Origin of the sequence: Pedobacter sp. (genome assembly GCF_965227205.1) — a bacterium.
Classification (GTDB): domain Bacteria; phylum Bacteroidota; class Bacteroidia; order Sphingobacteriales; family Sphingobacteriaceae; genus Pedobacter.
In genome coordinates this window covers 484,627-510,792 of sequence record NZ_OZ245727.1, presented here as the reverse complement: position 1 = coordinate 510,792, position 26,166 = coordinate 484,627, and the positions used below count along the sequence as shown (strand labels likewise).

The 26,166-nt window shown below is 34.3% G+C and carries 24 protein-coding genes; 14 read left to right on the top strand and 10 right to left on the bottom strand.

Annotated features, from left to right (window positions below):
* Nucleotides 1-28 precede the first annotated feature (28 nt).
* A complete protein-coding gene (locus ACO05K_RS01990; protein WP_421942792.1) occupies nt 29-1,264 on the top strand; it encodes a glycosyltransferase family 4 protein in 1,236 nt (411 codons plus the stop codon).
* 158 nt (nt 1,265-1,422) lie between these two features.
* On the opposite strand, the gene ACO05K_RS01985 is transcribed toward ACO05K_RS01990, so the two are convergent.
* The 4 genes from ACO05K_RS01985 to ACO05K_RS01970 all read right to left on the bottom strand — a co-directional run bounded on the left by ACO05K_RS01985 (nt 1,423) and on the right by ACO05K_RS01970 (nt 4,732).
* Nucleotides 1,423-2,784, bottom strand: a complete 1,362-nt coding sequence (locus ACO05K_RS01985; RefSeq protein WP_421942791.1) for an acyl-CoA dehydrogenase family protein — start codon at nt 2,782-2,784, stop codon at nt 1,423-1,425.
* A 99-nt stretch (nt 2,785-2,883) separates the two neighbouring features.
* Nucleotides 2,884-3,600, bottom strand: coding sequence for a bacillithiol biosynthesis deacetylase BshB1 (bshB1, locus tag ACO05K_RS01980; RefSeq protein WP_421942790.1), 717 nt, complete (start codon nt 3,598-3,600; stop codon nt 2,884-2,886).
* Between the two features lie 3 nt (nt 3,601-3,603).
* Nucleotides 3,604-4,110 (bottom strand): glutathione peroxidase, encoded by a 507-nt coding sequence (locus ACO05K_RS01975; protein ID WP_421942789.1) that lies wholly within the window; start codon nt 4,108-4,110, stop codon nt 3,604-3,606.
* A 7-nt stretch (nt 4,111-4,117) separates the two neighbouring features.
* Nucleotides 4,118-4,732, bottom strand: coding sequence for a DUF4294 domain-containing protein (locus ACO05K_RS01970; RefSeq protein ID WP_421942788.1), 615 nt, complete (start codon nt 4,730-4,732; stop codon nt 4,118-4,120).
* 110 nt (nt 4,733-4,842) lie between these two features.
* Here ACO05K_RS01970 and ACO05K_RS01965 point away from each other — a divergent pair, with 110 nt between their 5' ends.
* From ACO05K_RS01965 to ACO05K_RS01950, 4 genes are all read left to right on the top strand, one after another.
* Nucleotides 4,843-7,050 (top strand): RelA/SpoT family protein, encoded by a 2,208-nt coding sequence (locus tag ACO05K_RS01965; protein WP_421942787.1) that lies wholly within the window; start codon nt 4,843-4,845, stop codon nt 7,048-7,050.
* Between the two features lie 158 nt (nt 7,051-7,208).
* Nucleotides 7,209-7,706 carry a Fur family transcriptional regulator gene (locus tag ACO05K_RS01960; protein ID WP_421942786.1) on the top strand — a complete coding sequence of 166 codons (498 nt, stop codon included), beginning with the start codon at nt 7,209-7,211 and terminating at the stop codon, nt 7,704-7,706.
* 39 nt (nt 7,707-7,745) lie between these two features.
* The gene (locus ACO05K_RS01955; RefSeq protein ID WP_421942785.1) at nt 7,746-9,020 is read left to right on the top strand and encodes an adenylosuccinate synthase; all 1,275 of its coding nucleotides are present in this window, start codon (nt 7,746-7,748) and stop codon (nt 9,018-9,020) included.
* A gap of 242 nt (nt 9,021-9,262) precedes the next feature.
* Nucleotides 9,263-10,519 (top strand): anthranilate synthase component I family protein, encoded by a 1,257-nt coding sequence (locus ACO05K_RS01950; protein ID WP_421942784.1) that lies wholly within the window; start codon nt 9,263-9,265, stop codon nt 10,517-10,519.
* 171 nt (nt 10,520-10,690) lie between these two features.
* On the opposite strand, the gene ACO05K_RS01945 is transcribed toward ACO05K_RS01950, so the two are convergent.
* From ACO05K_RS01945 to ACO05K_RS01930, 4 genes are all read right to left on the bottom strand, one after another.
* Nucleotides 10,691-11,497, bottom strand: a complete 807-nt coding sequence (locus tag ACO05K_RS01945) for a M48 family metallopeptidase (protein WP_421942783.1) — start codon at nt 11,495-11,497, stop codon at nt 10,691-10,693.
* Between the two features lie 83 nt (nt 11,498-11,580).
* A complete protein-coding gene (plsY, locus tag ACO05K_RS01940; protein ID WP_421942782.1) occupies nt 11,581-12,228 on the bottom strand; it encodes a glycerol-3-phosphate 1-O-acyltransferase PlsY in 648 nt (215 codons plus the stop codon).
* Nucleotides 12,229-12,279: 51 nt separating this feature from the next.
* Complete coding sequence (gene nadC / locus ACO05K_RS01935) at nt 12,280-13,122, bottom strand: carboxylating nicotinate-nucleotide diphosphorylase (protein ID WP_421942781.1); 843 nt, start codon at nt 13,120-13,122, stop codon at nt 12,280-12,282.
* 87 nt (nt 13,123-13,209) lie between these two features.
* On the bottom strand, nt 13,210-13,608 hold the full coding sequence (locus ACO05K_RS01930) for a DUF4783 domain-containing protein (protein WP_421942780.1): 399 nt from the start codon (nt 13,606-13,608) through the stop codon (nt 13,210-13,212).
* A 232-nt stretch (nt 13,609-13,840) separates the two neighbouring features.
* Between ACO05K_RS01930 and gpmI the strand changes: the two genes are divergently transcribed.
* Together gpmI and ACO05K_RS01920 are read left to right on the top strand one after the other, a co-directional pair.
* Nucleotides 13,841-15,361 carry a 2,3-bisphosphoglycerate-independent phosphoglycerate mutase gene (gene gpmI / locus ACO05K_RS01925; protein WP_421942779.1) on the top strand — a complete coding sequence of 507 codons (1,521 nt, stop codon included), beginning with the start codon at nt 13,841-13,843 and terminating at the stop codon, nt 15,359-15,361.
* Nucleotides 15,362-15,375: 14 nt separating this feature from the next.
* Nucleotides 15,376-15,888 (top strand): hypothetical protein, encoded by a 513-nt coding sequence (locus tag ACO05K_RS01920; RefSeq protein WP_421942778.1) that lies wholly within the window; start codon nt 15,376-15,378, stop codon nt 15,886-15,888.
* Nucleotides 15,889-15,941: 53 nt separating this feature from the next.
* Here the strand turns inward: ACO05K_RS01920 and ACO05K_RS01915 are convergent, their stop codons facing one another.
* Entirely contained in the window at nt 15,942-16,565 is a 624-nt protein-coding gene (locus ACO05K_RS01915; protein WP_421942777.1) for a tetratricopeptide repeat protein, read from the bottom strand.
* A 331-nt stretch (nt 16,566-16,896) separates the two neighbouring features.
* Between ACO05K_RS01915 and lon the strand changes: the two genes are divergently transcribed.
* Together lon and ACO05K_RS01905 are read left to right on the top strand one after the other, a co-directional pair.
* Entirely contained in the window at nt 16,897-19,368 is a 2,472-nt protein-coding gene (gene lon / locus ACO05K_RS01910; protein ID WP_421942776.1) for an endopeptidase La, read from the top strand.
* 95 nt (nt 19,369-19,463) lie between these two features.
* A complete protein-coding gene (locus ACO05K_RS01905; protein ID WP_421942775.1) occupies nt 19,464-20,417 on the top strand; it encodes a lipid A deacylase LpxR family protein in 954 nt (317 codons plus the stop codon).
* Here the strand turns inward: ACO05K_RS01905 and arfB are convergent.
* Nucleotides 20,414-20,824 (bottom strand): alternative ribosome rescue aminoacyl-tRNA hydrolase ArfB, encoded by a 411-nt coding sequence (gene arfB / locus ACO05K_RS01900; protein ID WP_421942774.1) that lies wholly within the window; start codon nt 20,822-20,824, stop codon nt 20,414-20,416. The two genes, ACO05K_RS01905 and arfB, sit on opposite strands and share 4 nt — an antisense overlap.
* Before the next feature lie 152 nt (nt 20,825-20,976).
* Here arfB and ACO05K_RS01895 point away from each other — a divergent pair, with 152 nt between their 5' ends.
* The 5 genes from ACO05K_RS01895 (at nt 20,977) to ACO05K_RS01875 (ending at nt 26,108) form a co-directional block, all read left to right on the top strand.
* Nucleotides 20,977-21,762, top strand: a complete 786-nt coding sequence (locus tag ACO05K_RS01895; protein WP_421942773.1) for a hypothetical protein — start codon at nt 20,977-20,979, stop codon at nt 21,760-21,762.
* An 88-nt stretch (nt 21,763-21,850) separates the two neighbouring features.
* Nucleotides 21,851-22,537, top strand: coding sequence for a (d)CMP kinase (gene cmk, locus ACO05K_RS01890; protein ID WP_421942772.1), 687 nt, complete (start codon nt 21,851-21,853; stop codon nt 22,535-22,537).
* Between the two features lie 67 nt (nt 22,538-22,604).
* On the top strand, nt 22,605-23,435 hold the full coding sequence (locus tag ACO05K_RS01885) for a 3-keto-disaccharide hydrolase (protein ID WP_421942771.1): 831 nt from the start codon (nt 22,605-22,607) through the stop codon (nt 23,433-23,435).
* A 69-nt stretch (nt 23,436-23,504) separates the two neighbouring features.
* Nucleotides 23,505-24,989: a TPM domain-containing protein gene (locus ACO05K_RS01880; RefSeq protein ID WP_421942770.1), complete on the top strand. Its 1,485-nt coding sequence runs from the start codon at nt 23,505-23,507 to the stop codon at nt 24,987-24,989.
* A gap of 144 nt (nt 24,990-25,133) precedes the next feature.
* Complete coding sequence (locus tag ACO05K_RS01875; RefSeq protein ID WP_421942769.1) at nt 25,134-26,108, top strand: SH3 domain-containing protein; 975 nt, start codon at nt 25,134-25,136, stop codon at nt 26,106-26,108.
* Nucleotides 26,109-26,166: the final 58 nt, after the last annotated feature.

Genomic DNA, 26,166 nt, shown 5'->3' with positions numbered 1-26,166 from the left:
TATGTTTATTTTGCAGAAATATTAGATTATGAGTGCAAAGAAATTATTGATAATTGGATTCGTTTGGCCAGAACCTACTTCTTCGGCTGCAGGCACGAGAATGATTCAATTGGTAGATTTATTTCTGAATAAAGGATATGATGTTACTTTCACCTCGGCTGCATCCAAAAGTGATTTCAGTTATGATTTTGATGATAAAAAAGTAGCTGAAAAAGAGATAAAGCTGAATGATGAAAGCTTCAACTTTTTTTTAAAAGAATTGATGCCAGATGTTGTAATGTTCGACCGATTTATGGTTGAAGAGCAATATGGATGGCGTGTGCAACAAGAATGTCCGAATGTGATAAAAATTTTAGACACTGAAGATCTACATTTTTTAAGAAGCGCCCGACAAATCAGCGCTAAGAAAAATGATGTTTTAGATTTATACAATGATGCTGCAAAGAGAGAAATTGCTTCTATTTTACGTTGTGATATATCCTTAATCATTTCAGAAACTGAGATGGACATTCTTCAGGAAAAATTTAAAATAGATTCTTCTTTAATTTGCTATTTGCCTTTTCTCGAAAATAAAATCACTTCAGCAACGATGCAAAATTGGATTCCTTTTGAAGAAAGAACCGATTTTATATTTATCGGGAATTTTTTACACGAACCAAACTGGAGTACTGTCCAGATTTTAAAAACCAAAGTTTGGCCATATTTAAGAAAAAAGTTACCGAATGCAAAAATGAATATTTTCGGTTCTTACGCATCGCAGAAGGTATTACAGTTGGAAAACAAAAAGGAGAATTTTTTCATTCGTGGAAGAGCAAAAGACGCTCGTGATGAAATATCTCAAAATAGAATCTTACTCGCTCCTATTCAATTTGGCGCAGGAGTTAAAGGTAAGTTTATTGATGCCATGCAAGTTGGAACACCATCTGTAACCACTTCAATTGGCGCTGAGGCTATGAATGGCTCTTTAAGTTGGAATGGATTTATTGAAGATGATTTAGACACTTTTGTTGATAAAGCTGTTGAATTATATCAGGATAAAACAAAATGGCTTAATGCTCAACAAAATGGCGTAGAGATTATTAATGTGCGTTATACCAACCAACAGATAGCTGATGATTTTATGTCACAAATAGAAAATTTAGATTTATCTAAACATCGCCAAAACAATTTCATCGGACAGATTTTAAATCATCACACCACACAAAGCACAAAATATATGTCTTTATGGATTGAAGAAAAAAACAGGAAACAAACTCCTAACTAAATTAGGGAGATGTTTTCTTTCCGAAAAGCATCTCCCCTTTGTTTATAAACCTGATGGAAACGGCAGCTCCCGATTTTTCATCGGGACTACAGTGTACAGCAGGACTGGCATAACCGAAAAGCACCGTAATCTGCTTTTCAAATCAAAAATTTTCACTCCTAAACAAAAGCTGAAAAGCCTGTAATTGCTCTACCAACAATTAAAGTATTAATCTCTTTGGTGCCTTCGTAAGAATAAATCGCTTCTGCATCGGCTACAAAACGAGCCACATTGTATTCCAGTAAAATTCCATTTCCACCCATCACTTCGCGGGCTTTGCTTACAACATCGCGTGTACGTAAAGAACAAAAAACCTTCGCTAATGATGCATGTTCATCTTTCAGCAAGCCTTGATCTTGCAACTGCGATAACCGGAAACACAAGGTTTGCATAGCAGTTAAGTTAGAAAGCATTTCTACCAAATGATTTTGAATTAATTGGAATGATGCGATTGGTTTTCCAAATTGTTTTCGTGTTCTGGTATAATCTAAAGCATTCTCATAAGCTCCACGAGCACAACCTACGGCTTGCCAGGCAACGCCTGCTCTGGTCATTTGCAAAACCTTCGCGGTATCTTTAAAGGAGTTAGCATTTTGAAGCCGGTCGCTTTCTTCTATTTCGCAATTGGTTAACGTAATAATTCCGTTCTGAACAATTCGCAAAGCCATTTTATCCTGCATTTTTTCTACAGCAAAACCCGGATTATCTTTTTTTATAATGAAACCTTTTACATCATTGCTTTCTTCATCACGAGCCCAAATGATTAAAATATCTGCAAAAGTTGCATTACCAATCCACTTTTTCTGCCCGTTTAAAACCCATTTCCCGCCAACTTGTTTGCAGGTTGTTGTTAAACCTCCGGCCGCAGCAGAACCAACCTCTGGTTCCGTTAAACCAAATGCACCGATTATTTTAAACTTTTGCATTAAAGGCAACCATTGCTGTTTTTGCTCTTCTGAGCCACATAAATAAATGGAACCCATTGCCAAACCACTTTGAACGCCGAAAAATGTAGAGAGCGAGGTATCAATTCTGGCCATTTCCATCGCTAAAATTCCTTCCATTAAGTTGGATTTTCCCGGACAGCCATAACCTTTATAGGTTAATCCACAAATATCAAGCTCTGCCAGTTTCGGAATAATTTCAAAAGGAAATTCGGCCTTGTTCCAATAATGGTTTACAATTGGTTTAACTTCTTTTTCAAGGAAAGCCCGGACTTTTAACTGTAATGCTCGGTCTTCATCTTTCAAGGCTTCATCACCTAATTGGTAAAAATCGCCATCAATTGGAGGAAGTTCTTTCTTTTTGCCAGACCCACCCATCATTTTCATCATGCCCGAGATTTGTTTTTCATCGAGGCTTGAAATGGTTTCGACCATTTTCGGCAGATCTACTTTTTTAGATAGCGCATCTAACTTTGCAAAATCTACATGTTTAAAAAGGTTGTACGCGTTTTTGATTGAAGAGAATATGTTCGCCATTATTGTTATTCGTTTTTAGAGTAACAAACAACAGGCGATTTTGTTGGAGCGACAGAATTAACCGCAAAGAACACAAAGCTTTACGCTAAGAAAATAAGGTTATTTTAAATCAAATAAATTATCTACGCCTAGCAATTTTCTTGAAGTAAAGCCTTCGCCAAAAGTAGCGCCAATGCTTTTACCAAACTCCCTTGAACGACCGATTACAGATTCAAAAAACTCAGGCGATGAAATATAAGTTTGTAAACCATCTACATCTGGATTGTAAAATTGAGTTTTAAATGCCTTTATCGATTCAATTTTTGCATCCATGTGCTCGGTAATATCTACAATAATATCAGGTTTTAAATACCTGTCTTGGATATATTGCAACAATAATCGTGGGCGATGAGCTGCTTGTTTGTTTCCATCAACCTCAGTTTCAATTTTTGGTAAGCCGGATAGAAAAACAGAATCGTAAACTAAATCTCCTGCTCTTCCGTGGTCTGGATGGCGGTCTTCCAACGCGTTGCTTAAAATAATTTCCGGTTGGTATTTTCTAATTGCCTTTATAACTTCCAAACGATGAAACTCGTCATTTTGAAAAAAACCATCTCTAAACCTCAGATTTTCACGGGCATGCAATCCTAATATTTTTGCAGAATCTACAGCTTCTTCATCACGAGTTTCTGCTGTACCCCGAGTACCTAATTCGCCTCTGGTTAAATCTACAATTCCAACTTTTTTACCTAGTGCAATGTGTTTTAAAATTGTTCCAGAGCAACAAAGTTCCGCATCATCAGGATGAACGGCTATAACTAAAATATCTAACTTCATTATTTATTTTGTATCCAGCAGGCGCTGAATTTTTTTCTTGATTTTTGAACTTAAAGGTTTGGTAAAAGGGAAAAAATAATCTTCTACTTCTCCTTTTTTATTGATAAGGTATTTATGAAAATTCCACCTTGGTGTTGATGTGAGCTTAGAATTTTGCTTTTTATCACTTAAAAACTGATATAATGGATGTGCATGTGCTCCACGAACCATTATTTTATCAAAAACCGGAAACTTGACTCCATGATTTATCTCGCAAAAATTGCTGATATCATCACCATTTAGTGGTTCCTGTTTTCCGAAATCATTTGTAGGGAAACCTAAAATTTCAAAATCAGGATTTCCAATTTCATCCTTAAGTTTCTGTAGTTCTCCGAGTTGTGGCGTAAAACCACATTCTGAAGCGGTATTAACGATTAATAAAACTTTATTTCGGAAAGCTGAAAGCGGCTGCTCGTCGCCTGTTATCTTCTTCACTTTAAATGAATAGATATTAGGGATATTTTCTTTCATTATATATTTATTGATAGAAACCGGATGCTCTGATTATAGATTCAATATCCCGGTCTTCGTTAATATTGTACTCGCTTTTTAAATTATGACCAACAACTCTGGCTATAACCTGGTAAGAAAACGCTGCAAAACCACCTTTTGTTTGCTTTACAATATCATAAGTTGTACGTCCCACTTCCCTATCAATAAGTTTTGTTAAAATTTTCCCCTGAGTAATGGTTAAATCTTTAATCTCACGGTTAAACATATCTTTAATTTCCTTATCGCATTGCTTAACCAATTCTTTCTGACGTTTCTTTTCCGGAGCAGTAACTAAATCACGCTCCAATTGTTCATATCTACGCTTTGCAAATAGCGCATAAGGTATCACTTTTAAAACATTGTAGCGCAACCTATTATATGCAGCTTGCTCTGCAGGCGATTTAAAAATATGTGGTGCAACTATGGTCACATCATAAAGTTGCATCCATGGAATCATGACGCCATTATCATTGGTAGAAGCCACTCTAATGGTATCTAGCTTACCCAATTTTGGAAAAACCGGTTCTACATTTTCTTGTGCTTTAGTTGAAACACCGAAAATGATGACAATAAATAGAATGATAAGCCCTTTAAAATTCATAAATTTATACCTCAACAAAGTTAGGGGTTATTTCATATATTAGGAGTTTTATAAAACTAATATAAGTTTTATTGAATAATAAGACGCAATTTTTTACGCAAAAAATACAAATGAAAACAGAGTTAGTGATCGATTTAGAGGCAGAGAAAAAAGAAATATTAAAAAGATATAGGGCATTACTCCGTGCAAGCAAGTCTACGTTGCAAAAGGGAGATAAAAAAGAAATCAGAAAAGCATTCGATATGGCCTTAGAAAGCCATAAAGATATGCGCCGAAAATCTGGAGAACCATACATTTACCACCCAATTGCTGTTGCTCAAATTGCTGCCGAAGAAATTGGTTTGGGTACAACCTCAATAGTTTGTGCTTTACTGCACGATGTTGTTGAAGATACTGATATCACACTTGAAGATATTGAACGTGAATTTGGTAAGAAAACCGCTAAAATCATTGATGGTTTAACAAAAATTTCGGGTGTATTTGACACCAATAGCTCACTACAGGCAGAGAATTTTCGTAAAATGCTTTTAACTCTGGCCGATGATGTTAGGGTAATTTTGATAAAACTTGCAGATAGGTTGCACAATATGCGAACGATGGATTTTATGCCTCGCCATAAACAACTTAAAATCGCATCAGAAACCATTTATCTATACGCTCCATTAGCGCATCGTTTAGGTTTATATGCAATTAAATCGGAGCTTGAAGATCTTTCTATGAAATATCTGGAGCCGGAAACTTATAAATTCATTGCCAAAAAGCTAAACGAGAAAAAGGCAGAGCGAAATTTATTTATCAAGAAATTCGTTGAGCCAATTGATGAAATTGTTTTTGAACAGGGTTTGCTCGCTAATGTTTACGGTCGCCCAAAATCGATTCATTCGATTTGGAATAAAATGAAGAAGAAAAATATTCCTTTTGAGGAGGTTTATGATCTTTTTGCCATCAGAATAATTTTAGATAGTCCATACGAGAATGAGAAAGCAGATTGCTGGAAAGCTTATTCTATCGTAACTGATTTGTATCGCCCAAATCCCGATCGTTTGCGTGACTGGGTTTCATCTCCGAAAGGAAATGGTTATGAATCTTTACACACAACGGTAATGGGTCCACGCGGACAATGGGTTGAAGTACAAATTCGTACCCAGAGAATGAATGAAATTGCTGAGAAAGGTTTCGCAGCACATTGGAAATACAAAGAATCGAGCAATGATAATGGTTTAGACCAATGGATTCAAAAGGTTCGTGAAATGCTAAACAACCCCGAAGCGAATGCTTTGGATTTTCTTGATGATTTTAAAATGAATTTATTCTCTGACGAGATTTTCATTTTTACGCCCAAAGGTGCTTTAATTCAACTACCATTAGGTGCAACGGCTTTAGATTTTGCTTTTGAAATTCACACTGATGTTGGTGCAACTTGTATCGGTGCAAAGGTAAATCACAAGCTGGTACCGATTTCTTACAAACTACAAAATGGCGATCAGGTAGAAATTATTACATCGAGCAAACAAGCCCCTAAAGAAGATTGGTTAAATGTAGTTGTAACTGCAAAAGCAAAATCGAAAATAAAATCTTCGCTAAAAGAAGAAAAAAGAAAAATAGCCGAAACTGGTAAAGAAATTTTAGAACGTAAGTTAAAATCGTTAAAAATCACCTACAATACCGATAACCTTAATAAAATCAGTTATTATTTTAAGCTTCCCTCAACTCAAGAGTTGTTTGTTCAAGTAGCGCTGGGTAAAATAGAGCTTAAGGATATTAAAGAATACCTGGTTAGCGAGAAGGAAATTGAAACCCGTGGACCAGAACGACCAGAAAATTTAAGTATTGATGCCATAAAAGGTAAAATTAAAGGCCCAGAAGCTGATATTTTACTTATCGGCGAAGATATGCAGAAGATAGATTATACGCTTGCTGCATGTTGTAATCCGATTCCCGGTGATGACGTTTTCGGCTTCGTTACTGTAAGCGAAGGTATAAAAATACATAGAACGAACTGCCCTAATGCGGCACAGTTAATGTCTAATTATGGCTATAGAATTGTTAAAGCTAAGTGGAATAAACAACAAGAATTAACTTTCTTAACAGGTTTACGTATAGTTGGTATTGATGATGTGGGCTTGATTAATAACATCACCAAAGTAATTTCAAATGATTTTAAAGTAAATATGCGCTCTATTACTGTTGATACTAACGAAGGAATTTTTGATGGCTCGATTATGATTTTTGTTAACGATACCGAACATTTGGAGAAATTAATTAAGAATTTAATGGAAGTACGTGGTGTAACAGGAGTTACCAGATTTGATGCGTAATTTGTCAGGAGTCAGATGTCTGAAGTTGGAAGATTTTTAGCTTTAACCTTTAAGCTTTGATCTTTAGTCTTCTAACCACGCACTTATTACAACATTTCAACAATAGAAAGTTATAACAATCCAACAATTTAACTACCTTTGAACGGAGTTTAAAAACTATGTCAGAACAAAAAACAAATGAGCTGGTTCGTAAAATTTTTGAAGCTTATTTAGAAAACAAAAATCTACGAAAAACACCTGAACGTTTCGCCATTCTAGAAGAAATCTATTCGCGAAACGACCACTTCGATGTTGAAACCCTATACATCCACATGAAAAACCAAAAGTATCGTGTAAGCCGTGCTACGGTTTATAATACTTTAGAGTTGTTGGTTTCTTGTGATTTGGTTACCAAACATCAGTTCGGTAAAAACATGGCACAATTCGAAAAATCTTATGGTTACCGTCAACATGATCACGTTATCTGTATCGAATGTGGTAAGGTTGTAGAATTTTGCGACCCTCGAATTCATCAAATCCAAACTATGGTTGGCGATTTGTTAAAATTTGATGTTAAACACCATTCTTTAAACCTTTACGGCTTCTGCTCTGATTGCAGTATGGCGAGAAAAGTAAGTGAAAATGCGGCCAGTGCTGCAACTGTTAAAGCAAATTAAATCAATCCAAAAAAATAAAACCAGCTTAATTTTTTAATAATGACGCAAGTAGATGTACTTCTCGGCCTGCAATGGGGCGACGAAGGAAAGGGAAAAATCGTTGACGTTCTTAGTCCGAAATATGATCTTATTGCCCGCTTTCAGGGTGGCCCAAATGCCGGACATACTTTGGAATTCGATGGTAAAAAATTTGTTTTAAACACCATTCCATCAGGTATTTTTAACGAGAAAACCATGAATCTTATCGGTAACGGAGTGGTTATCGATCCAATTATCTTAAAAAGAGAGCTAGATAATCTAAAAAAAGCCGGTCACGATCCAGTTGCTGATGGCAAATTAGTTATCGCCCGTAAAGCACACTTAATTTTACCTACTCACCAATTATTGGATGCTGCTAACGAAGCACGAATGGGTAAAAACAAAATCGGTTCTACTTTAAAAGGCATCGGCCCAACCTATATGGATAAAACAGGTCGTAATGGTTTACGCGTTGGCGATACAACCCTGCCTGATTTTAAAGAGCGTTACGCTAAATTGGTTGAAAAACATACTGAAATACTTTCTCATTACGAGTTTGAATATGAATTAGCTGAAAAAGAAGCTGCATTTTTCGAAGCAATTGAGTTTTTAAAATCAATTCCTCATGTAGATAGCGAGCATTTCGTTAACGGTTACTTAAAAGAAGGTAAAGCTGTTTTGGCTGAAGGTGCTCAAGGAACATTATTAGATGTAGATTTTGGCTCATATCCTTTTGTAACATCAAGTAATACCACAACTGCTGGTGCTTGTACCGGTTTAGGGATTGCTCCAAACAAAGTTGGTGCAGTTTACGGCATTTTCAAAGCATATTGTACTCGTGTTGGTGGCGGTCCGTTCCCTACCGAGTTAGATAACGAAGTTGGAGAAAACCTTCGTGCTTTAGGTCACGAATTTGGTGCAACAACAGGTCGTGCCCGTCGTTGTGGCTGGATTGATCTTCCTGCGTTAAAATATGCCATCATGTTAAACGGTGTAACCGAATTAATTATGATGAAAGCTGACGTATTAGATACTTTCGATACCATTTATGCTTGTACACATTACGAATATAATGGCGAAACAATTGATTATATGCCTTACGACATTATTTCAATTGAGCCAAAACCTGTGCTTAAAGCTATTGATGGTTGGGCAACTGACGTAACTAAAATTACTTCTGTTGATGAAATTCCGGCTAAATTGAACGATTACATCGCATTCTTAGAAAAAGAATTAGAAGTGCCAATCAAGTTTTTATCAGTTGGCCCAGATAGAGCACAAACTCTAGAATTATAATTTCTTGTCATATTGAGCCTGTCGAAATACTAAATAAGTCTTCGATAAACTCAGACTGACAGCATCAAAATACAAAGCAATCCAAATTTGGGTTGCTTTTTTATTTGGAAAGCACAGCAATTGCTACTATTTATGTTCAGTCCCGCCAATGTTTCAAGTTACGGTTTACTTTCTCTAAAAATTGAAGTTTCTGCACCCGTAAGCTTTCCACTTATGTCGGGTTTAGTTACCTTTGTCGCTGCTTGAAAACCGAACAAAACATATCAGCTTTTAAACAAAAAGCATTGCATTGGGCCAACCAGTTTAAGGTTTGCTGTATTTTAGATTCCAATCAATATAAAGACGAATATTCTGCATATGAATTTATTATTGCAGCAGATGTTCAGGTTGAATTAAAAACCAATTCTGGAACAGCTTTCGAGAAGCTCAAAACCTTTTACGAAAATCACAAAACATGGCTTTTTGGTTTCTTCGGTTACGATTTAAAAAATGAAACTGAAGATTTGCAATCTGCAAATTCTGATAAACTACAGTTTCCTGATTTATACTTTTTTGTGCCGAAATACTTAATCGGTTTTAAAAATGGAAAAGCAGAAGTGTTATTAGGAAATGATTCCATTCTCGAAGAAATAAATAGTTTAAATATCATAGAAGCATCTTCTTCTCCCGATTTAACTATTAATCAAAAACTTTCCAAAACTCAATATATAAACAAAGTAAATGAACTAAAAAATCATATTCTTCGGGGAGATATTTACGAAGTTAATTTCTGTCAGGAATTTTTTGCTGAGAATGCAATTATTGATCCCGTAGAAACTTTCGAGCTGTTAAATAAAGTATCTCCAACACCATTTGCAGGCTATTTTAAAGTTTATCATCAATATATCTTATCGGCTACGCCCGAGCGCTTTTTATGCAAAAGAGGTTCAAAAATTATATCACAACCCATAAAAGGCACAGCTAAAAGAAGTGCAGATTTAATCGAAGATAAGCAAATCAAAATCAACCTAAAAAACGATATCAAAGAACAGGCAGAAAATGTAATGATTGTAGATTTGGTTCGTCACGACCTTACAAAATCTGCAGTTAAAGGTTCTGTTAAAGTTGAAGAACTATTTGGAATCTATACTTTCCCTCAGGTGCATCAAATGATTTCTACAATTAGTAGCGAATTAAATCCTGATGCTCATTTTATAGATGCAATTAAATATGCATTTCCAATGGGTTCTATGACTGGAGCACCAAAAGTTAAAGCAATGCAGCTAATCGAGGAATTTGAAGTGTCTAAACGGGGTGTTTATTCAGGTTCTTTTGGTTGTATAACACCGAATGGAGATTTTGATTTCAATGTTATTATCCGCAGCATTATTTATAATCAAAGGAATCAATATCTATCTTTTCAAGTTGGCGGTGCAATTACTTATCAGGCAGATGCCGAAAAAGAATATGATGAATGTTTGCTTAAAGCGAGTGCAATTCTTAAGGTTTTAGGAGTTTAGTTCATTGGTCATTGGTCATTGGTCATTGGTCATTGGTCATTGGTCATTGGTCATTAATTCAAACAAACACCTAAATTAACTGTTTCAATTAATCAAATAAAAGGCATAAAAAAGGTTGAAAGCTTTACACTTTCAACCTTAAACTTTTCACTTTAAACTTTCAGCTCTTTACTATTTCTTATAATACTGTTGTGCTTCAGGCAAATATTTCTGAATCTGAGCAATACGTGTTGCATCACTTGGGTGTGTACTTAAAAACTCAGCCGGCGTTTGTGCACCAGCAGAAGCTGCAGACATCCTATTCCAAAAAGCTGTGGCATTTTGAGGATTGTAACCCGCCATCGCCATAAAAATTAAGCCTAATCTATCAGCTTCTAACTCTTGGTTTCTACTAAATTTCAACATAGCAACCTGTCCACCAACGCCGTAACCTGCATTAAAAATTGATTGAACTTTTGGATTTTTTGATAAGGCGGCACCTGCTAAAGAACCCAATCCTTGCGCAACCATTTCGTTAGACATACGTTCTGCCGAGTGACCAGCAATCGCGTGAGCAATCTCATGCCCCATTACAGTAGCTAAACCTGCGTCATCTTGTGTTACAGGCAAAATACCAGTATAAACTACAATTTTTCCACCAGGCATACACCAAGCATTTTTTTCATTGTTTTGAACAACATTAACCTCCCACTGGTAATCTGCAATTAAATTACCGTAGTTGTTGTTATTCATATATGATTTTACAGCAGTAATTAGCTTGGCTCCAATAGTTTTAACTTTTAAAGCCTGTGCATTTGATGCTGGTAAAACTGCTGCTTTATTTTCAGTTAAAAAAGTACTATAAGCCTGAAAAGCCATTGGTAAAACCTGATCATTACCCACTAAGTCAAATCGGCTACGTCCAGTTAATGGAACTGTAGAACATGAGTTAAACAATAAAACCCCAGCAACACTTGCCGTTAAAAATAACTTTTTCATAATGCGATTTAAAAAGATTGGTAAATATTTGTAAGAGAAACAGAACGCTTACAAATAAGTTTTGGTGAATGTGTTTTTGTTAATTAATTAGTTTTTTTCTTAAACAAATACACTTTAGATTCTTTGCCTTTCAGCAACCTTTCGAGATTTTTTTGGTGTGTAACCAGTATTAAAACACAAACAGCCATTCCATAAAGCACTTCAGATTTAATTGAAACCTGAAACAAAAAGACAACACTTAAAGGAAAAGTGAAGCCTGCGCAAATAGAACTTAACGATACATATTTTGTTAATAACAGTACAACCACGAAAACCAGAACACAAAGCATAGATGCGTGGAAGTTAACTGCCAAAATCATTCCAAAAAGTGTTGCAACGCCTTTACCACCTCTAAAACCAGCAAATATCGGGAATAAATGTCCCATTACTGCGGTTACACCTAGTGCCAATTGGTAATTAACAAAAACTACAGAATGTTGAGGCCCGGTTACAGACATGCCTATTAGGTAGGCTAAATTTGTTGCAGTATAGCCTTTAGCAATGTCGATAATCATTACGGCAATACCGGCTTTTTTACCTAATACCCTAAAAGTATTGGTTGCACCAGCATTTCCACTTCCGTATTCTCTAACATCAACTCCGTAAAAAGCCTGACCTAACCATACCGCCGTTGGAATAGAACCAAAAAGGTATGCAAATAATAGGGCAGTGAGAGAATAAACCGTGACCATAGCCTACAATGATACAAAAAATAAGCTTTTCTTTATATATGAAATTATAGATTAATATGCTTTCAAGCTCATATCTAAGCTCTTAACTGAATGTGTTAATGCGCCCATTGATATAAAATCGACGCCACAAGCTGCATATTCTTCAACATTTTCTTCTGTAATACCTCCAGATGCTTCGGTAATAAATCTACCATCAACCAATTTTACTGCTTCAGTTAAATTTTCGAAACTAAAATTATCAAGCATAATTCTATCTGCTCCTCCGGCTTCTATCACCTGATTTAATTCCTCAATATTCCTCACCTCAATTTCAATTTGTAGAGATTTATGCTGTTCTTCCAAGTATTTTCTGGCAGAATTAATTGCATTGCTAATTCCTCCGGCATAGTCAACATGATTATCTTTTATTAAAATCATATCGTATAAACCAATTCGATGGTTAACACCTCCACCAATTCTTACTGCCCATTTTTCCAGATAACGTAAACCTGGAGTTGTTTTTCTGGTATCTAAAAGCTTTGTTTTTGTTTTGCTCAGCTTAGAAACTATTCTATTGGTTTTAGTTGCAATACCACTCATGCGTTGCATGCAATTTAGAACCAAACGTTCCGCAATCAGAATGGAGTGTGTGCTGCCAGATACAGCCAACGCAATATCGCCAACCTTTACTTCGCTCCCATCCTTAATTAATACATCAACTTTTAAGTTCGAATCAACTTCTTCGAAAATTTGCAGCGCTAATTCAATACCGGCTAAAATGCCATCTTCTTTAATTATTAATTTGGCTTTACCCTGAGTATTTTGAGGAATTGTAGATAATGAAGTGTGGTCGCCGTCGCCAACGTCTTCCGCAAGGGCATTTTTTATAAATTGAGATAGAAGTTCTTTGTCCAAAATGATGGTTTTTAAACTTCAAAAATAGCAAATATTTACGATTAGGCAATTAGCCTTTAGTACAAGGCAACTGAAAATATAATAAGTTTAATCCTTAGCAGGTTCTATTCTTAATTCTGTTATCAAGAAAGCATTGTTAAACTTTTTCATCGTTATAGAAACCCTGAATGTTTCTTTTGAGGTACTGAGCACAATAACACCAAACCTATAATTCTGGCTGTTATTTATACGGTGAAAAATACTTGTTTTTGTTGGTTGGTGTTTACTGAAAAAATCCTTTAAAATTTGTTCTCCCTGTGCTTTAGAGTATACATCTTCTTCATCTATAATGATCAATTCTATTGTAGGCGCAAAATTTTTAGCAATTTCTTTAGAATTTCCAGCTCTGAAATGTGATGATAAATCATCGATAATATCTGCCTGGAAGCCAATAGAACGATAAATCGGCGAAATAGCAACTAACAATAAAAACAAGCTTCGGATCATTTCTGTATTTTATAATCACCGTACAGCTAAAATTATGCCATTAGCTTATCAAAAAAAGGATTTCTTGATTTGTATAAGCGGCAATAAACCTATATTTGCTATATAAAGAATTGTTAAAACATCAATATGATTAAAATGTTTTAAAATTGCTTTATTATTATTGCCGCTACTAGCCTAAACCATTTACCGATATTTAACTAATGGACTTATATGGCTTAAAAATTTAAAACGAATGAAAAATAAAAAACTTGCACTTATTATTTTAGATGGATGGGGTTACGGAAAGCACGACAACTCTGATGCTGCATACGCTGCTAACACACCATTTTTTGATTCTTTGATTCAAAAATATCCAAATTCAAAATTAGAAGCATCTGGAGAAGCTGTTGGTTTACCTGCAGGTCAAATGGGTAACTCGGAGGTTGGCCACATGAATTTAGGTGCCGGAAGAGTTGTTTATCAAGAACTTGGAAGAATTAATAAAGCAATTACCGATAGAGAATTACACAGCAACCCTGTTTTAGTTAAAGCTTTTGAATATGCAAAGGCAAATAATAAAGCTGTACATTTTATTGGCTTGGTTTCAAATGGCGGTGTTCACGCTCATATAGAACATTTAAAAGCGCTTTGCGATGCTGCTAATGAAGCACATGTAGAAAACAGCTACGTTCATGCTTTTCTAGATGGTAGAGATACCGACCCAAATTCTGGTTTAGGATTTATTACTGATTTGGAAAACCATATTCAAAATTCTAATACAAAGTTGGCATCGTTAGTTGGTCGTTATTATGCAATGGATAGAGATAATCGTTGGGAACGTGTTAAACAAGCTTACGATGTAATGGTTAATGGCGTTGGCGAAAAATCTCAAAACGCATTAGCGAGCATTAAAAAATCTTATGACGAAGGCGTAACGGATGAATTTTTAAAACCGGTTGTTTTAACAAAAGATAATGGCGAACCAGTTGCAACCATCAAAAATGATGATGTAGTAATCTGCTTTAACTTTAGAACAGATAGAGGAAGAGAAATTACAACCGCACTAACTCAAAAAGATTTCCCGGAGCAGCAAATGCACAAACTACCATTGTATTATGTTACAATGACTACGTACGATGAAAGTTTCGAGAAAGTAAATGTCGTTTTCACAAAAGATGATTTATCACATACTATTGGTCAGGTTTTAGCAGAGAATGGAAAAAATCAAATCAGAATTGCCGAAACAGAAAAATATCCTCACGTAACGTTCTTCTTTTCTGGCGGAAGAGAAACAGAATTTGAAAATGAAAAACGTATTTTAATTCCTTCTCCAAAAGTTGCAACCTACGATTTGCAACCAGAAATGAGTGCCGCGGGAATTACCGAAGCAATTACAAAAGAACTTGAAACAGGTTGGGCTGATTTTATCTGCTTAAACTTTGCTAATCCTGATATGGTTGGACATACCGGTGTTTTCGAAGCAGTTATTAAAGCTGTAGAAACTGCTGATAAATGTGCCGAAACTGTTGTTAACAAAGGTTTAGAAAACGGATACTCTTTCATTTTGCTTGCCGACCATGGTAACTCTGAATTTATGGTTAATGGCGATGGTTCTCCAAATACCGCCCACACAACAAATCTGGTTCCCTGCATTTTAATCGATAGCGATTACAATCAAATTGCAGATGGCAAACTTGGCGATATTGCACCAACAGTTTTGAAAATTTTAGGCGTAAGCATTCCTGAAGAAATGACAGGTAACGTTTTAGTATAATGGCTAAAAAACTAATGTATTTTATATTTGCCTTTGGTTTAATTTCCTGTAATCAGGAAAAAGAATCGAAGGCGAATACAGAATTATTATACTTCGATATTAAAGGTTATTTCCAAAAGGAAAGTATCAGGCTTAAAAAAACGAATCCTCTAATTTTAAAAGAAGTTGATATTGATGGCGTTAAAGAAACTAAAAAGCTAAACATTAACGATTGGGAAAAGGAATTTTCAATTTTTGCAAATGCAGATATTAACAAAGCATCCTGGAAAGGAAGTTTTAAAATTCAGAAACTGAATGATGGATTAATTTACACATCATCAAGCAAAAAAATCCCTGTTAAAAGTGTTCAAATTGATAGTTTCGAGAATAAAGTAAAGAAAATCGAGATTATAATTTCGAACAAAAATATACTGTACACTTCTGGAGATACGCTTTTGTATTATCCCGATAGTTTATATTTAGTTAAGAAACATCAAAAGATAAAACTTCTTAAAGAAAAGAAATACCAGGTTAAAGAAATATTTTAAAACAAAAAATGCGGATTGTAGATAATCCGCATTTTTTGTTTGTTGTAATTAACTTACTTCAAACTTGTAATTTGAGCTTTATCGTAAGTAATCCAATCTATAATATCTTTTCTTAACGGCTGTAAGGTCAAAACTTTCTGAAAATCGGCTATCGAATTATTAAATAAGGCAACACAAGCTTGCTTTTCAAGATTTTTCTTCGCTTTAAATGATTTAAAAATCGCGTAGTCTTTATACGCTAAACCCCTGTTTTGAAGCATCTGTGTATCCTCTTCTCCACTTAATTCACTTGCTTTTGTAAAATCTTTAATTGCAGCTAAGTAGAAATTTTCTCTCATTGTATTTAAAGATTGTTTAGGGTCGTTTGCAACATTTAATCGAGCTTTACCTCTATAATAATACGCAGAAACCTCGGTAGGTTTTAAAACAATTAGGTTACTATAAGTAGTTATCGAATTTTCATAATCGCCACTTTGATAGTAAGAATAACCTAGCATTTTTAGTACATTAACATTATTTGGGTCTTTCGTACTCGACTTTTCTAATTGGGAAACTGCTGTTTTATAATCACCTTTAAGCATTGCATCCATAATTTTCTTATCGATACTATTTTGTGCATAACTGCTTGTTGATGAGATAATAATTAACCCTAAAATGGTATGTTTTATAAAGTTCATGTACTAATAATAAGTTGACAAATCTAAAATTTCGACAGAAATAAAAGAATAATATTCACGCAATATAATTCAATTCTAAGAAAATAAAGTGCTTTAATTTATTTACATTCACTAAAACACTCAAACAATAGCTTTAACGTAAGAATTTACTTTATATGATATTTGGCGAACAATTTATATTCACTGCCTTTTTATCATAACATTATACCAATTTTAAGCTAACATTAATTTAAAACAACTTTGGCACAAGAGTTGAATTTAATAAATGTATATTAAATACACACAAATTACCTACGACGAAACTGCCAGTTTGTCGTTATACAAAAGAATAATGAGCAAACACGATATATTTGATTTTAATACAGCAATGCCGATTATTAATGAGGATACCGAATTTTTCCCGCTTATGTCTCAGCAGGATGAAGACGATATGAATAACGAAGAAACACCAGAAGTTTTAGCAATATTACCTTTACGTAATACTGTTTTATTCCCGGGTGTGGTTATTCCTATTACGGTTGGGAGAGATAAATCAATAAAATTGATTAAAGAAGCTTACAAGGGCAATAAAATAATTGGTGTAGTTTCTCAGAAAGATGTTTCTATAGAAGACCCTACTTTTGAGCAACTTAATACCGTTGGTACAGTTGCACACATTATTAAATTGCTTCAAATGCCCGATGGAAATACAACTGTAATTATCCAGGGTAAACAACGCTTTAGCTTAATAGAAGAGGTTCAAAATGAGCCATATATTACGGCTACTATAAAGAAATTTGAAGAGCAAAAACATAAAGCAGATAAAGAATTTAAGACATTAATTGCCTCGATTAGAGAAATGTCTTCTCAAATTATTCAGCTTTCGCCAAACATTCCTACAGAAGCCAGTATTGCACTAAAAAACATCGAAAGCAATTCATTTTTGATAAACTTTATATCATCAAACATGAATGCCGAAATGGCTGAAAAGCAAAAAATCCTTGAAATGGATAATTTGCTTAACAGAGCGCAAAAGGTAATGGAGCTTTTAATGGTTGAACTACAAATGCTTGAATTGAGAAATCAGATTCAATCGAAAGTTCGTACCGATTTAGATAAACAGCAACGAGATTATTTTTTAAATCAACAATTAAAAACTATCCAGGAAGAATTAGGCGGTAGTTCTGCTGATATAGAGTTTGATGCTTTACAAGAAAGAGCTAAAAAGAAAAAATGGTCTAAACAAGTAGATACTCATTTCGATAAGGAGCTTGATAAACTTGGCAGAATGAATCCTGCTGCGCCAGATTATTCTGTTCAGTTAAATTACTTGGAGTTATTACTTGATTTGCCTTGGAGCGAATTAACTAAAGATAATTTCGATTTAAAAAGAGCACAACGCATTTTAGATAAAGACCATTTCGGACTTGAAAAAGTTAAGCAGCGTATTATAGAATATCTCGCAGTTTTAAAACTGAAAAGAGATATGAAAGCGCCAATCCTTTGTTTAGTTGGTCCTCCGGGAGTTGGTAAAACATCTTTAGGAAAATCAATAGCTAAAGCTTTAGGTCGTAATTATGTACGTATGGCGCTTGGTGGTATTAGAGATGAAGCCGAAGTTCGAGGTCATAGAAAAACGTATATTGGTGCAATGCCGGGTAGAATAATTTCATCAATTAAAAAAGCCGGTGCAGATAATCCTGTGTTCGTTTTGGATGAAATTGATAAAGTTGGCACCGATCACAGAGGCGACCCTTCATCAGCTTTGCTTGAAGTTTTAGATCCTGAGCAAAACAATGCATTCTACGATCATTATGTAGAAGTAGATTACGATTTGTCGAATGTTTTATTCATCGCAACAGCAAATTCATTAAGCACAATTCAGCCTGCATTGCTCGATCGTATGGAAATTATCGAAGTAAATGGCTACACAATTGAAGAAAAGATAGAGATTGCCAAGAAATTCTTATTGCCAAAGCAAAAAGAAAATCACGGCTTAAAAATTAAAGATATTGTTCTTAAACCGAGCTTAATCGAAAAAGTAATTGAAGATTATACAAGGGAAAGTGGCGTACGTGGCTTAGAGAAAAAAATTGGTTCTCTTGTGCGTGGCGTGGCTACAAAACTTGCAATGGAAGAAGAATACAATGTTACTTTAACCGAAGAAGATGTTGAACGTATTTTAGGCGCCCCTATTTACGATAAAGATTTATATGAAGGTAATGAAGTTGCGGGCGTTGTTACGGGCTTAGCATGGACAAGTGTTGGTGGTGATATTCTATTTATCGAATCTAGCTTAAGTCCGGGTAAAGGCAAACTTACATTAACCGGTAATTTGGGCGATGTGATGAAAGAATCGGCAGTAATTGCTTTGGCTTATTTAAGAGCACATGCCAGCGAATTTGGTATTGATTACACTTTATTTGATAATTGGGATGTTCATGTTCACGTTCCAGCGGGCGCAACTCCAAAAGATGGTCCTTCTGCTGGTGTAACTATGTTAACTGCGTTAACATCTGCATTTACTCAACGTAAAGTTAAGCAGCATTTAGCAATGACAGGCGAGATTACTTTACGTGGAAAAGTTTTACCTGTTGGCGGAATTAAAGAAAAAATCCTTGCTGCTAAAAGAGCAAATATCAAAGAAATTATTCTTTGTAAAAGCAACAGAAAAGATATTTTAGAGATTAAAGAAAGTTACATTAAGGATCTGAAATTCCACTATGTTACTGAAATGAGTGAGGTTATTGAACTTGCTTTATTGAAAAACAAAGTGAAAAAACCACTTGATTTAAGTATTAAAACAGCTGCAATAGTTAATTAATTTTTCAATAATTGATTTTTATTGAATTGCACAGATAATTAATTCAAATACATTAAATACATTTATAGTCCCGATAATTATCGGGACTTTTTTTTATGAAATCATTTTTACTTTCCTTAATCGCAATATTCTTTTTCTGTGGAGTTAATGCTCAAAACTTTAAAAACGAGTTTGGTTTTAAAACCGAAAACGATGCTTATTTGGCCACTTTAAATGATAGATATTACACTAATGGCTTATTTATTTATTTCAGACGAGCTTTAAATCCGAATAATTTATCAGAAGATGTAGAAAAAAAGACTTACGAAATTTCGGTTGGACAGAAAATATATACACCTTATTGGGGAATGGTTGCTAAAAAAGAGGATCAAGACAGGCCTTTTGCGGGATATTTGTACGCGGGTGCAGCATATTCTGTTTTCTACAAAAAAGAAAGTTTACTTAAAACTTTTGTAGAGATAGGAACTGTTGGTCCAAATTCTTTAGCACAAGATGCGCAAGAATTCCTTCATAAAACAGTTGGTTTCTACACTCCCGCAGGCTGGGAATATCAAATTAAAAATGAAATTGCGGTAAACTTTTCAGCTAACTACAGCAAATTAATTATTCGTTCTAATGATAATGTAGTAGATTTAAGCGGAAACGGTTATGCAAATCTGGGAACAACCTTTAGTGGTGTTGGTGCTTCGGCAGTATTTAGAGCTGGTAGACTAAATCAATTGTTTAATTCGGCTTACCATAATGCAGTAATCGGAGATTCTAAAACCAAGAAATTAAACAATTCGGAATTTTTCTTTTATTTAAAACCACAATTAAATGTTGTCGCTTACGATGCAACCATTCAGGGAAGCCTTTTTAACAATAACAGCCCTTTAACTTTTGGAGTTAAACCAATCGTTTTCGAGCAACAATTTGGTGTAAATTATAGTTCGCAAAGATTTACTGTTGATTTTAATATAATTTTCAAAACTAAGGAAGTTAAAAGTGTGGCCAAAGCACAAAATTATGGTGGGTTAAGTTTGTTTTATCGTTTTGGAAAATCAAATTAATCTAACGAAGGTCTCTTTCTTGTTTCTTTTTTAGAGGAATTTTCTGCTTTATTTCTCAATCTTTTTTCGATTACAGATTTTGGTACTTTAACCGCTTTACGTTCTTTTTGCACCAAAAGCGATTTTCTAATTAAATCAATAAGCTTAACAATTGTCTTTTCTTTGTTTAACAATTGGCTTCTATCTTCTTGCGTAATAATATGAAGTAAACCTTCATTATCAATACGATTTGAAAGCTTTTCTAGCAATATTTCCTTTTCCTCTTCTGATAAAAAGCTTGCCGAACTAATATTAAAAATAAGTTCTACCTTGCTAGAAACCTTATTTACATTTTGTCCGCCCTTGCCTCCGCTTCTTGATGTTTTAAACGAAACGTTTTTTAAAATTTGTTCTTTGTCAGGAATCATCCAATAGAAATTATAATACTACATCAAAGATATATGAAAAATTAAAAGCTAAAAATGTTAAACTAATCATTCAATTTCTAAGTATTTTGTTTATTCAATGATAAATTTTAACTTCAAAAAATCATTCCAAACATATTCGAGCTTCAAACATCATGAAACCCAAAACCTTTATTGAGAAATTAGGCTATTTCTTAAGAACACTCTTGTTTATAATTATTTGCACGGTATTCATTTTTTTAACCCTGTGGACTTTTTGCTATTCTCTTCATGCATTTTATCTATTCTTAATTACGCTAATTTTTGCAACGGTATCCTTTTTCAGAAAGAAGAATAGAAAATTTATAACAATCACTTTATTATCTGGGATTGCACTTTTTGTACTATCTACACCATATAATTTAAAGCAGTACAATAAAAATGCGGCAGCTTTTCAAGATCAGATAAATCAAGGATATCATTTACACTTTAAAGAAAAATGTGCCATTTATGGTACGCTTTTAATTATTACCGTTGGCGATATTATTCCATTTCCAGAAGCAAGTATTCAAAATTTCTACTTATTATTTCCAAAAGAAAATAAGACTAGAATTTTTTATAGTAACGATTTTCTTCAAGCGCCAGACATTAAAAAAATGATGCACCTGAAAGGTAAAAATAGTGTTGCGTGGGATAAATGGGGAGAGCGTTTTAATGGAAATTTTAGATATGCAGCAGCTTTTGATCCTTGTACTTTAGAAATTACTGACGAAGGCAATCGTAAAAAAGCAGTTTTGGTTACCAATTTCAATTACCGCAAAAATTACACCACGCAAAATGCAAATCACCTATTAGGCGGAATGTTTGCTTTTCGTATTGATGAAGGCTTATTTTGGTATTTACAACACGAAGGTTGGCTTCATCCTTACAATGCGGTTTGGATTGCCAAATTTGAGAAATAATTAAAATGCGAACTTTAGAGTTCGCATTTTTTGTTTTAGAGAATTAAATACTGAGCATTCTGCTTCTATTTTTTACCTTTGTAGCACAATGAAAAAGAACCTTGTTGTAGCTATTGATGGCTATTCATCTTGCGGAAAAAGCACTCTTGCAAAAGCACTCGCTAAAAAATTAGGATTTATTTACATCGATAGCGGTGCTATGTATCGGGCTGTAACCTTATACTTTTTAAGGAACGAAATCAATGTAAATGATGATGCTAAAGTTATTGATGCCTTGCAACACATTGAGTTAAATTTTCATTCTCGTGATTATCAATCTCATATTACTCTAAATGGTGAGGAAGTATCTGATGAAATTCGTTTAATGCCGGTTTCAGAAAATGTAAGCGAAGTTTCAGCACATAAAATTGTTCGCCATGAAATGGTAAAACAACAGCAACGCATGGGCAAATCGAAAAACATAGTTATGGATGGTAGAGACATTGGCACAACTGTTTTCCCAAATGCACCTGTTAAATTTTTTATGACAGCGGATCCAAAAATCAGAGCAGAAAGAAGATTTAAGGAGTTAGAAAGCAAAGGAAACAATACAACTACTTTGGAGGAAGTATTCGAAAATCTTGCTCATAGAGATTACGCAGACACAACTAGAAAAGAAAGTCCTTTGGTAAGAGCTGATGATGCTGTTATTTTAGACAACACTGATTTAACTCAGGATGAGCAACTTGCTTTTGCTTTAGAAAGAGTTGAACCATTCTTAGCAGAAATTGCTTAATTTATTCTGTAAGCTTAGCGAGTTAATTTAATTTCATATTTTTAGCAAAACCAAAAATATGCATCCTATGAAATTAAAACTTCTCTATTCAATTATTTTGCTTTCTTGCTTTACTTGTTTCAAATCTCAAGCTCAAAAAGGCTGGATTAATCTTTTTAATGGCAAAGATTTAAAAGATTGGACAGTTAAAATAGCCAAACACGATTTGAATGATAATTACGGCAATACATTTCGGGTTGAAGATGGTTTAATGAAAGTAAGGTATGATGGCTACACAGACTTTGATCAGCAATATGGCCATATATATTACAAAAAGCCATTTTCTTCATATCTAATTAAAATAACCTATCGCTTTGTTGGTGAGCAAGCAAAAGGTGGCGAAGGGTGGGCTTTAAGAAATAGTGGTGTAATGCTACATTGCCAAGCCCCTGAAACTATTTTAAAAGACCAGGATTTTCCAATTTCAATCGAAGGACAAATTCTTGGTGGCGACGGAGAACATGACAGACATACCAGTAATGTTTGTACTCCAGGAACTCAGATTGATTTTCAAGGCAAATTATTTACCCAACACTGCCTCGATTCTAAATCAAAAACTTATCATGGCGACCAATGGGTTACTGCAGAATTTTTAGTTTTAGGCGATTCTGTCATCAAGCACATCATTAATAAAGAAGTTGTTTTAGAATATACAAAACCACAAATTGGTGGCGGAAGTGTTTCAAATTACGACCCTAAAGTTAAAACTGATGGCAAGCCACTTACTTCGGGCTATATTTCACTTCAAAGTGAAAGTCATCCTATCGAATTTAAAACTGTTAAATTATTCGATTTACAACCATACGTAAAAAGCAAAGCTAAGCTTGATAAAATCTTGGAAAAGATATTAAACGAGTAATTAATAAATCATCCTCAACATAAAAACATCCTGAAATTAATATTGTAAAGCATAGCAAGAATTATTTCGATGAGAAAAATACTATTCCTGATATTGGTATTTACCAGTTTTCATGTCTTTTCGCAAAAAAAATATAAAGTTGATGAAATTCCTGATCCAAAGAAAATGGGTCAGGATTTTTTCGTAAGCGACCCAGATAGAATTTTATTCGATGTTGATTCGATAAACAGATTAATTACAAAATTAGAGCAGCAAACCAAAACCGAAATAGCAGTTGTTGTTGTTAAAGATTTTGATGAAAATTTAGATGAATTTGATTTTGGATTACAGCTTTTCCGAAAATGGAGAGTTGGAAAAAAAGATGTAAATAATGGTTTGCTTTTGTTTGCCTCAATTGATAGAAGAAAGTATCGTTTTATAACTGGTTATGGTTTGGAAGGCTTGCTACCTGATGTTAAGTTGAAACACATTGCAGAACGAAACTTACTCCCTGCATTTAAGGCAGAACACTATGATGAAGGCATAATTAACTCGTTAAATGCAATTGCCGATTTTTTAAATAACCCAAATAACGAAGCAGAGATTCAGTCGCTTATTGCTGAGACGAATAAGAGTAAAACTGAATGGAAAGTTCCTACTTTCTATTCTTTAATTATTATAATCCTTTTTACCGTTGGATTTATTTACTTCAAGAAAAAAGCACCTGTCTACCAAATTAAAAAGAATGATAAAAGTTATAACAGCTACGACAAATCTTTAGCTGGCGGATGCATAGCTCTATTTTTCATTACATTTATATCAATTTTTGTTTGGGCTTTTGTATTCAATTTTAAAAGCTGGGGGTTTTCGTTAAACAGCATTCCGATAATTCTTTATGTTGTACTTGCGCTGTTTCTATTTTTCAGATACATTGCTGCGCTATCTACATTAAGAAAGGCACACGTTGATGATGAGAATTTTTTCGCTGCTGCAAGAGATTTAAACAAAAAAGCACTGCCACTTATCATAATCTCTCCCCTACTTTTACCTGCAATTTTAAGAAATGCGAATAGAAGGAATAATTTAAAAACGAGATTTAGCCCAATATTAGATAGCAAAAACAAAGAAATGATTCGCGTTAACAGAGATGTTAATGTTGAAGGAAAACCATATTTAAGCACAGCACAACGAAAAGAAGAAACGCTTTTAGTTTATGACTATGACATTTGGGAAAGTGCAGATAAAAAAGAACATCAAATTAAGGCTTGGCCGGCAGAAAATTTTGATGATTACACCGAGTGCCCAAAATGTAAATTTAAAACACTGGCAGAACCTAAAGTTATAACTGTAAAACGTGCTACCTATAGCAGAACCGGCGAAGGTAAAGAGATTCAGAGATGCGCAAATTGTGACCACGAAATTTTTATAAAAGCTGTAGTGCTTGCAATGCTGGTAGAATCCTCATCATCAAGCAGTAGTGGCTCCAGTTCAAGCAGTTCCTCATCGTCATCATCAAGTAGCGGTAGTTGGGGCGGCGGAAGCAGCGGTGGCGGTGGCTCTGGTGGTAGTTGGTAGCATATACAAGATTAGTTTATCGTAATAAACATTTATTGAAAGTTTAATTTGATGTTTGCTACCTTTGGCACATTTAATGTGCATAATGCATTTTTAAAATAGCACTATTTAAAATAAGTGCTTAAACAAACTAATAAATACAAAATGTCTAAAATACTTTTTTCTTTTTTTGCTTTCGTTCTTTTATCTGTACAACTTTTTGCGCAAGATACCTATCGCGTAACTGCCGATGAATTAAGGGTTAGAGCAACCAACGATCAAAAGAGTAAAGTTATTGGATCGATACCTCATAATGAAAATGTAACGGTTTTAGATGCTTCGAATGCTAAATTTTTTAAAGTAAAATTTAAAAAAGGCGAAGGTTGGGTAAGTAAAGATTTTTTAGAAAAAGTTGCTACACAAACTGCAAATCCTCAACAACCTGCTGAGCCAGCACAAAATACAAACACTACGACTTCAGTAACTGAAGATATGTATCGTGTTACTACAGATAATCTTCGTGTAAGAGAAAAAGCTGACCCGAAAAGTAAGGTAATTGGCTATTTACCAGAAAGTGAAAATGTTGCGGTTATAGATTCTACAAATACAAGTTACTTTAAAATTAAGGTAACAAATGGCGAAGGTTATGTAAGTAAAGAATTTTTAGTTAGAGTATCGCCTGTTAAAAAAGCAGATGCGCCAACTGTAGCACCATCTGTTCCGAAAACAAATCAGGATAATTCAAAAATTATCTTTTTGGTTGTTGTTGCAGTTTTATTAATAACCATACTATTTTTCATTTTTAAATATGCAAAAGGAAATAAGGTTTTTATTTCTGTAGTTACGCTGATTGTTTTGGTAACTGGTTATTTCTGCTACATCACTTTTTTAAAAGAAAAAACAATTTCTGGTCAGTTTGCTACAACAGAAGATGTACAGTACAAATCCTTTGATTTTAAGAGCAAAGATTTAGTAACCGTAACCGATATTTACACAGGCTCTTCTTTTAGCTCCAAATACGTTATTGAGGGAGATATGATAAAATTATACGACCAACAGAACTCTATTTTACTTTTAATTAGAGATGATAATACTTTAATTGGCGAAGGTTTTACCAGAGGTACTTTTACGAAGAAGTAAATTTGTTAATTACCATTTAGGTAAAATAAATTTGTGGAAAAACTTGATTAAAGTAATC

Excerpts from the sequence above, each read along its gene's own strand:
- ACO05K_RS01990 (WP_421942792.1), top strand. The coding sequence starts at position 29 with ATGAGTGCAAAGAAATTATTGATAATTGGATTCGTTTGGCCAGAACCT.
- ACO05K_RS01920 (WP_421942778.1), top strand. The coding sequence starts at position 15,376 with ATGTATTTTATATTTGCCTTTGGTTTAATTTCCTGTAATCAGGAAAAA.
- ACO05K_RS01975 (WP_421942789.1), bottom strand. The coding sequence starts at position 4,110 with ATGAAAGAAAATATCCCTAATATCTATTCATTTAAAGTGAAGAAGATA.
- ACO05K_RS01945 (WP_421942783.1), bottom strand. The coding sequence starts at position 11,497 with ATGAAAAAGTTATTTTTAACGGCAAGTGTTGCTGGGGTTTTATTGTTT.
- bshB1 (WP_421942790.1), bottom strand. The coding sequence starts at position 3,600 with ATGAAGTTAGATATTTTAGTTATAGCCGTTCATCCTGATGATGCGGAA.
- ACO05K_RS01895 (WP_421942773.1), top strand. The coding sequence starts at position 20,977 with ATGAAACCCAAAACCTTTATTGAGAAATTAGGCTATTTCTTAAGAACA.
- cmk (WP_421942772.1), top strand. The coding sequence starts at position 21,851 with ATGAAAAAGAACCTTGTTGTAGCTATTGATGGCTATTCATCTTGCGGA.
- ACO05K_RS01885 (WP_421942771.1), top strand. The coding sequence starts at position 22,605 with ATGAAATTAAAACTTCTCTATTCAATTATTTTGCTTTCTTGCTTTACT.
- plsY (WP_421942782.1), bottom strand. The coding sequence starts at position 12,228 with ATGGTCACGGTTTATTCTCTCACTGCCCTATTATTTGCATACCTTTTT.
- ACO05K_RS01875 (WP_421942769.1), top strand. The coding sequence starts at position 25,134 with ATGTCTAAAATACTTTTTTCTTTTTTTGCTTTCGTTCTTTTATCTGTA.
- ACO05K_RS01955 (WP_421942785.1), top strand. The coding sequence starts at position 7,746 with ATGACGCAAGTAGATGTACTTCTCGGCCTGCAATGGGGCGACGAAGGA.
- ACO05K_RS01970 (WP_421942788.1), bottom strand. The coding sequence starts at position 4,732 with ATGAATTTTAAAGGGCTTATCATTCTATTTATTGTCATCATTTTCGGT.
- gpmI (WP_421942779.1), top strand. The coding sequence starts at position 13,841 with ATGAAAAATAAAAAACTTGCACTTATTATTTTAGATGGATGGGGTTAC.
- ACO05K_RS01915 (WP_421942777.1), bottom strand. The coding sequence starts at position 16,565 with ATGAACTTTATAAAACATACCATTTTAGGGTTAATTATTATCTCATCA.
- ACO05K_RS01965 (WP_421942787.1), top strand. The coding sequence starts at position 4,843 with ATGAAAACAGAGTTAGTGATCGATTTAGAGGCAGAGAAAAAAGAAATA.
- arfB (WP_421942774.1), bottom strand. The coding sequence starts at position 20,824 with ATGATTCCTGACAAAGAACAAATTTTAAAAAACGTTTCGTTTAAAACA.
- ACO05K_RS01985 (WP_421942791.1), bottom strand. The coding sequence starts at position 2,784 with ATGGCGAACATATTCTCTTCAATCAAAAACGCGTACAACCTTTTTAAA.
- ACO05K_RS01930 (WP_421942780.1), bottom strand. The coding sequence starts at position 13,608 with ATGATCCGAAGCTTGTTTTTATTGTTAGTTGCTATTTCGCCGATTTAT.
- ACO05K_RS01960 (WP_421942786.1), top strand. The coding sequence starts at position 7,209 with ATGTCAGAACAAAAAACAAATGAGCTGGTTCGTAAAATTTTTGAAGCT.
- ACO05K_RS01905 (WP_421942775.1), top strand. The coding sequence starts at position 19,464 with ATGAAATCATTTTTACTTTCCTTAATCGCAATATTCTTTTTCTGTGGA.
- ACO05K_RS01880 (WP_421942770.1), top strand. The coding sequence starts at position 23,505 with ATGAGAAAAATACTATTCCTGATATTGGTATTTACCAGTTTTCATGTC.
- lon (WP_421942776.1), top strand. The coding sequence starts at position 16,897 with ATGAGCAAACACGATATATTTGATTTTAATACAGCAATGCCGATTATT.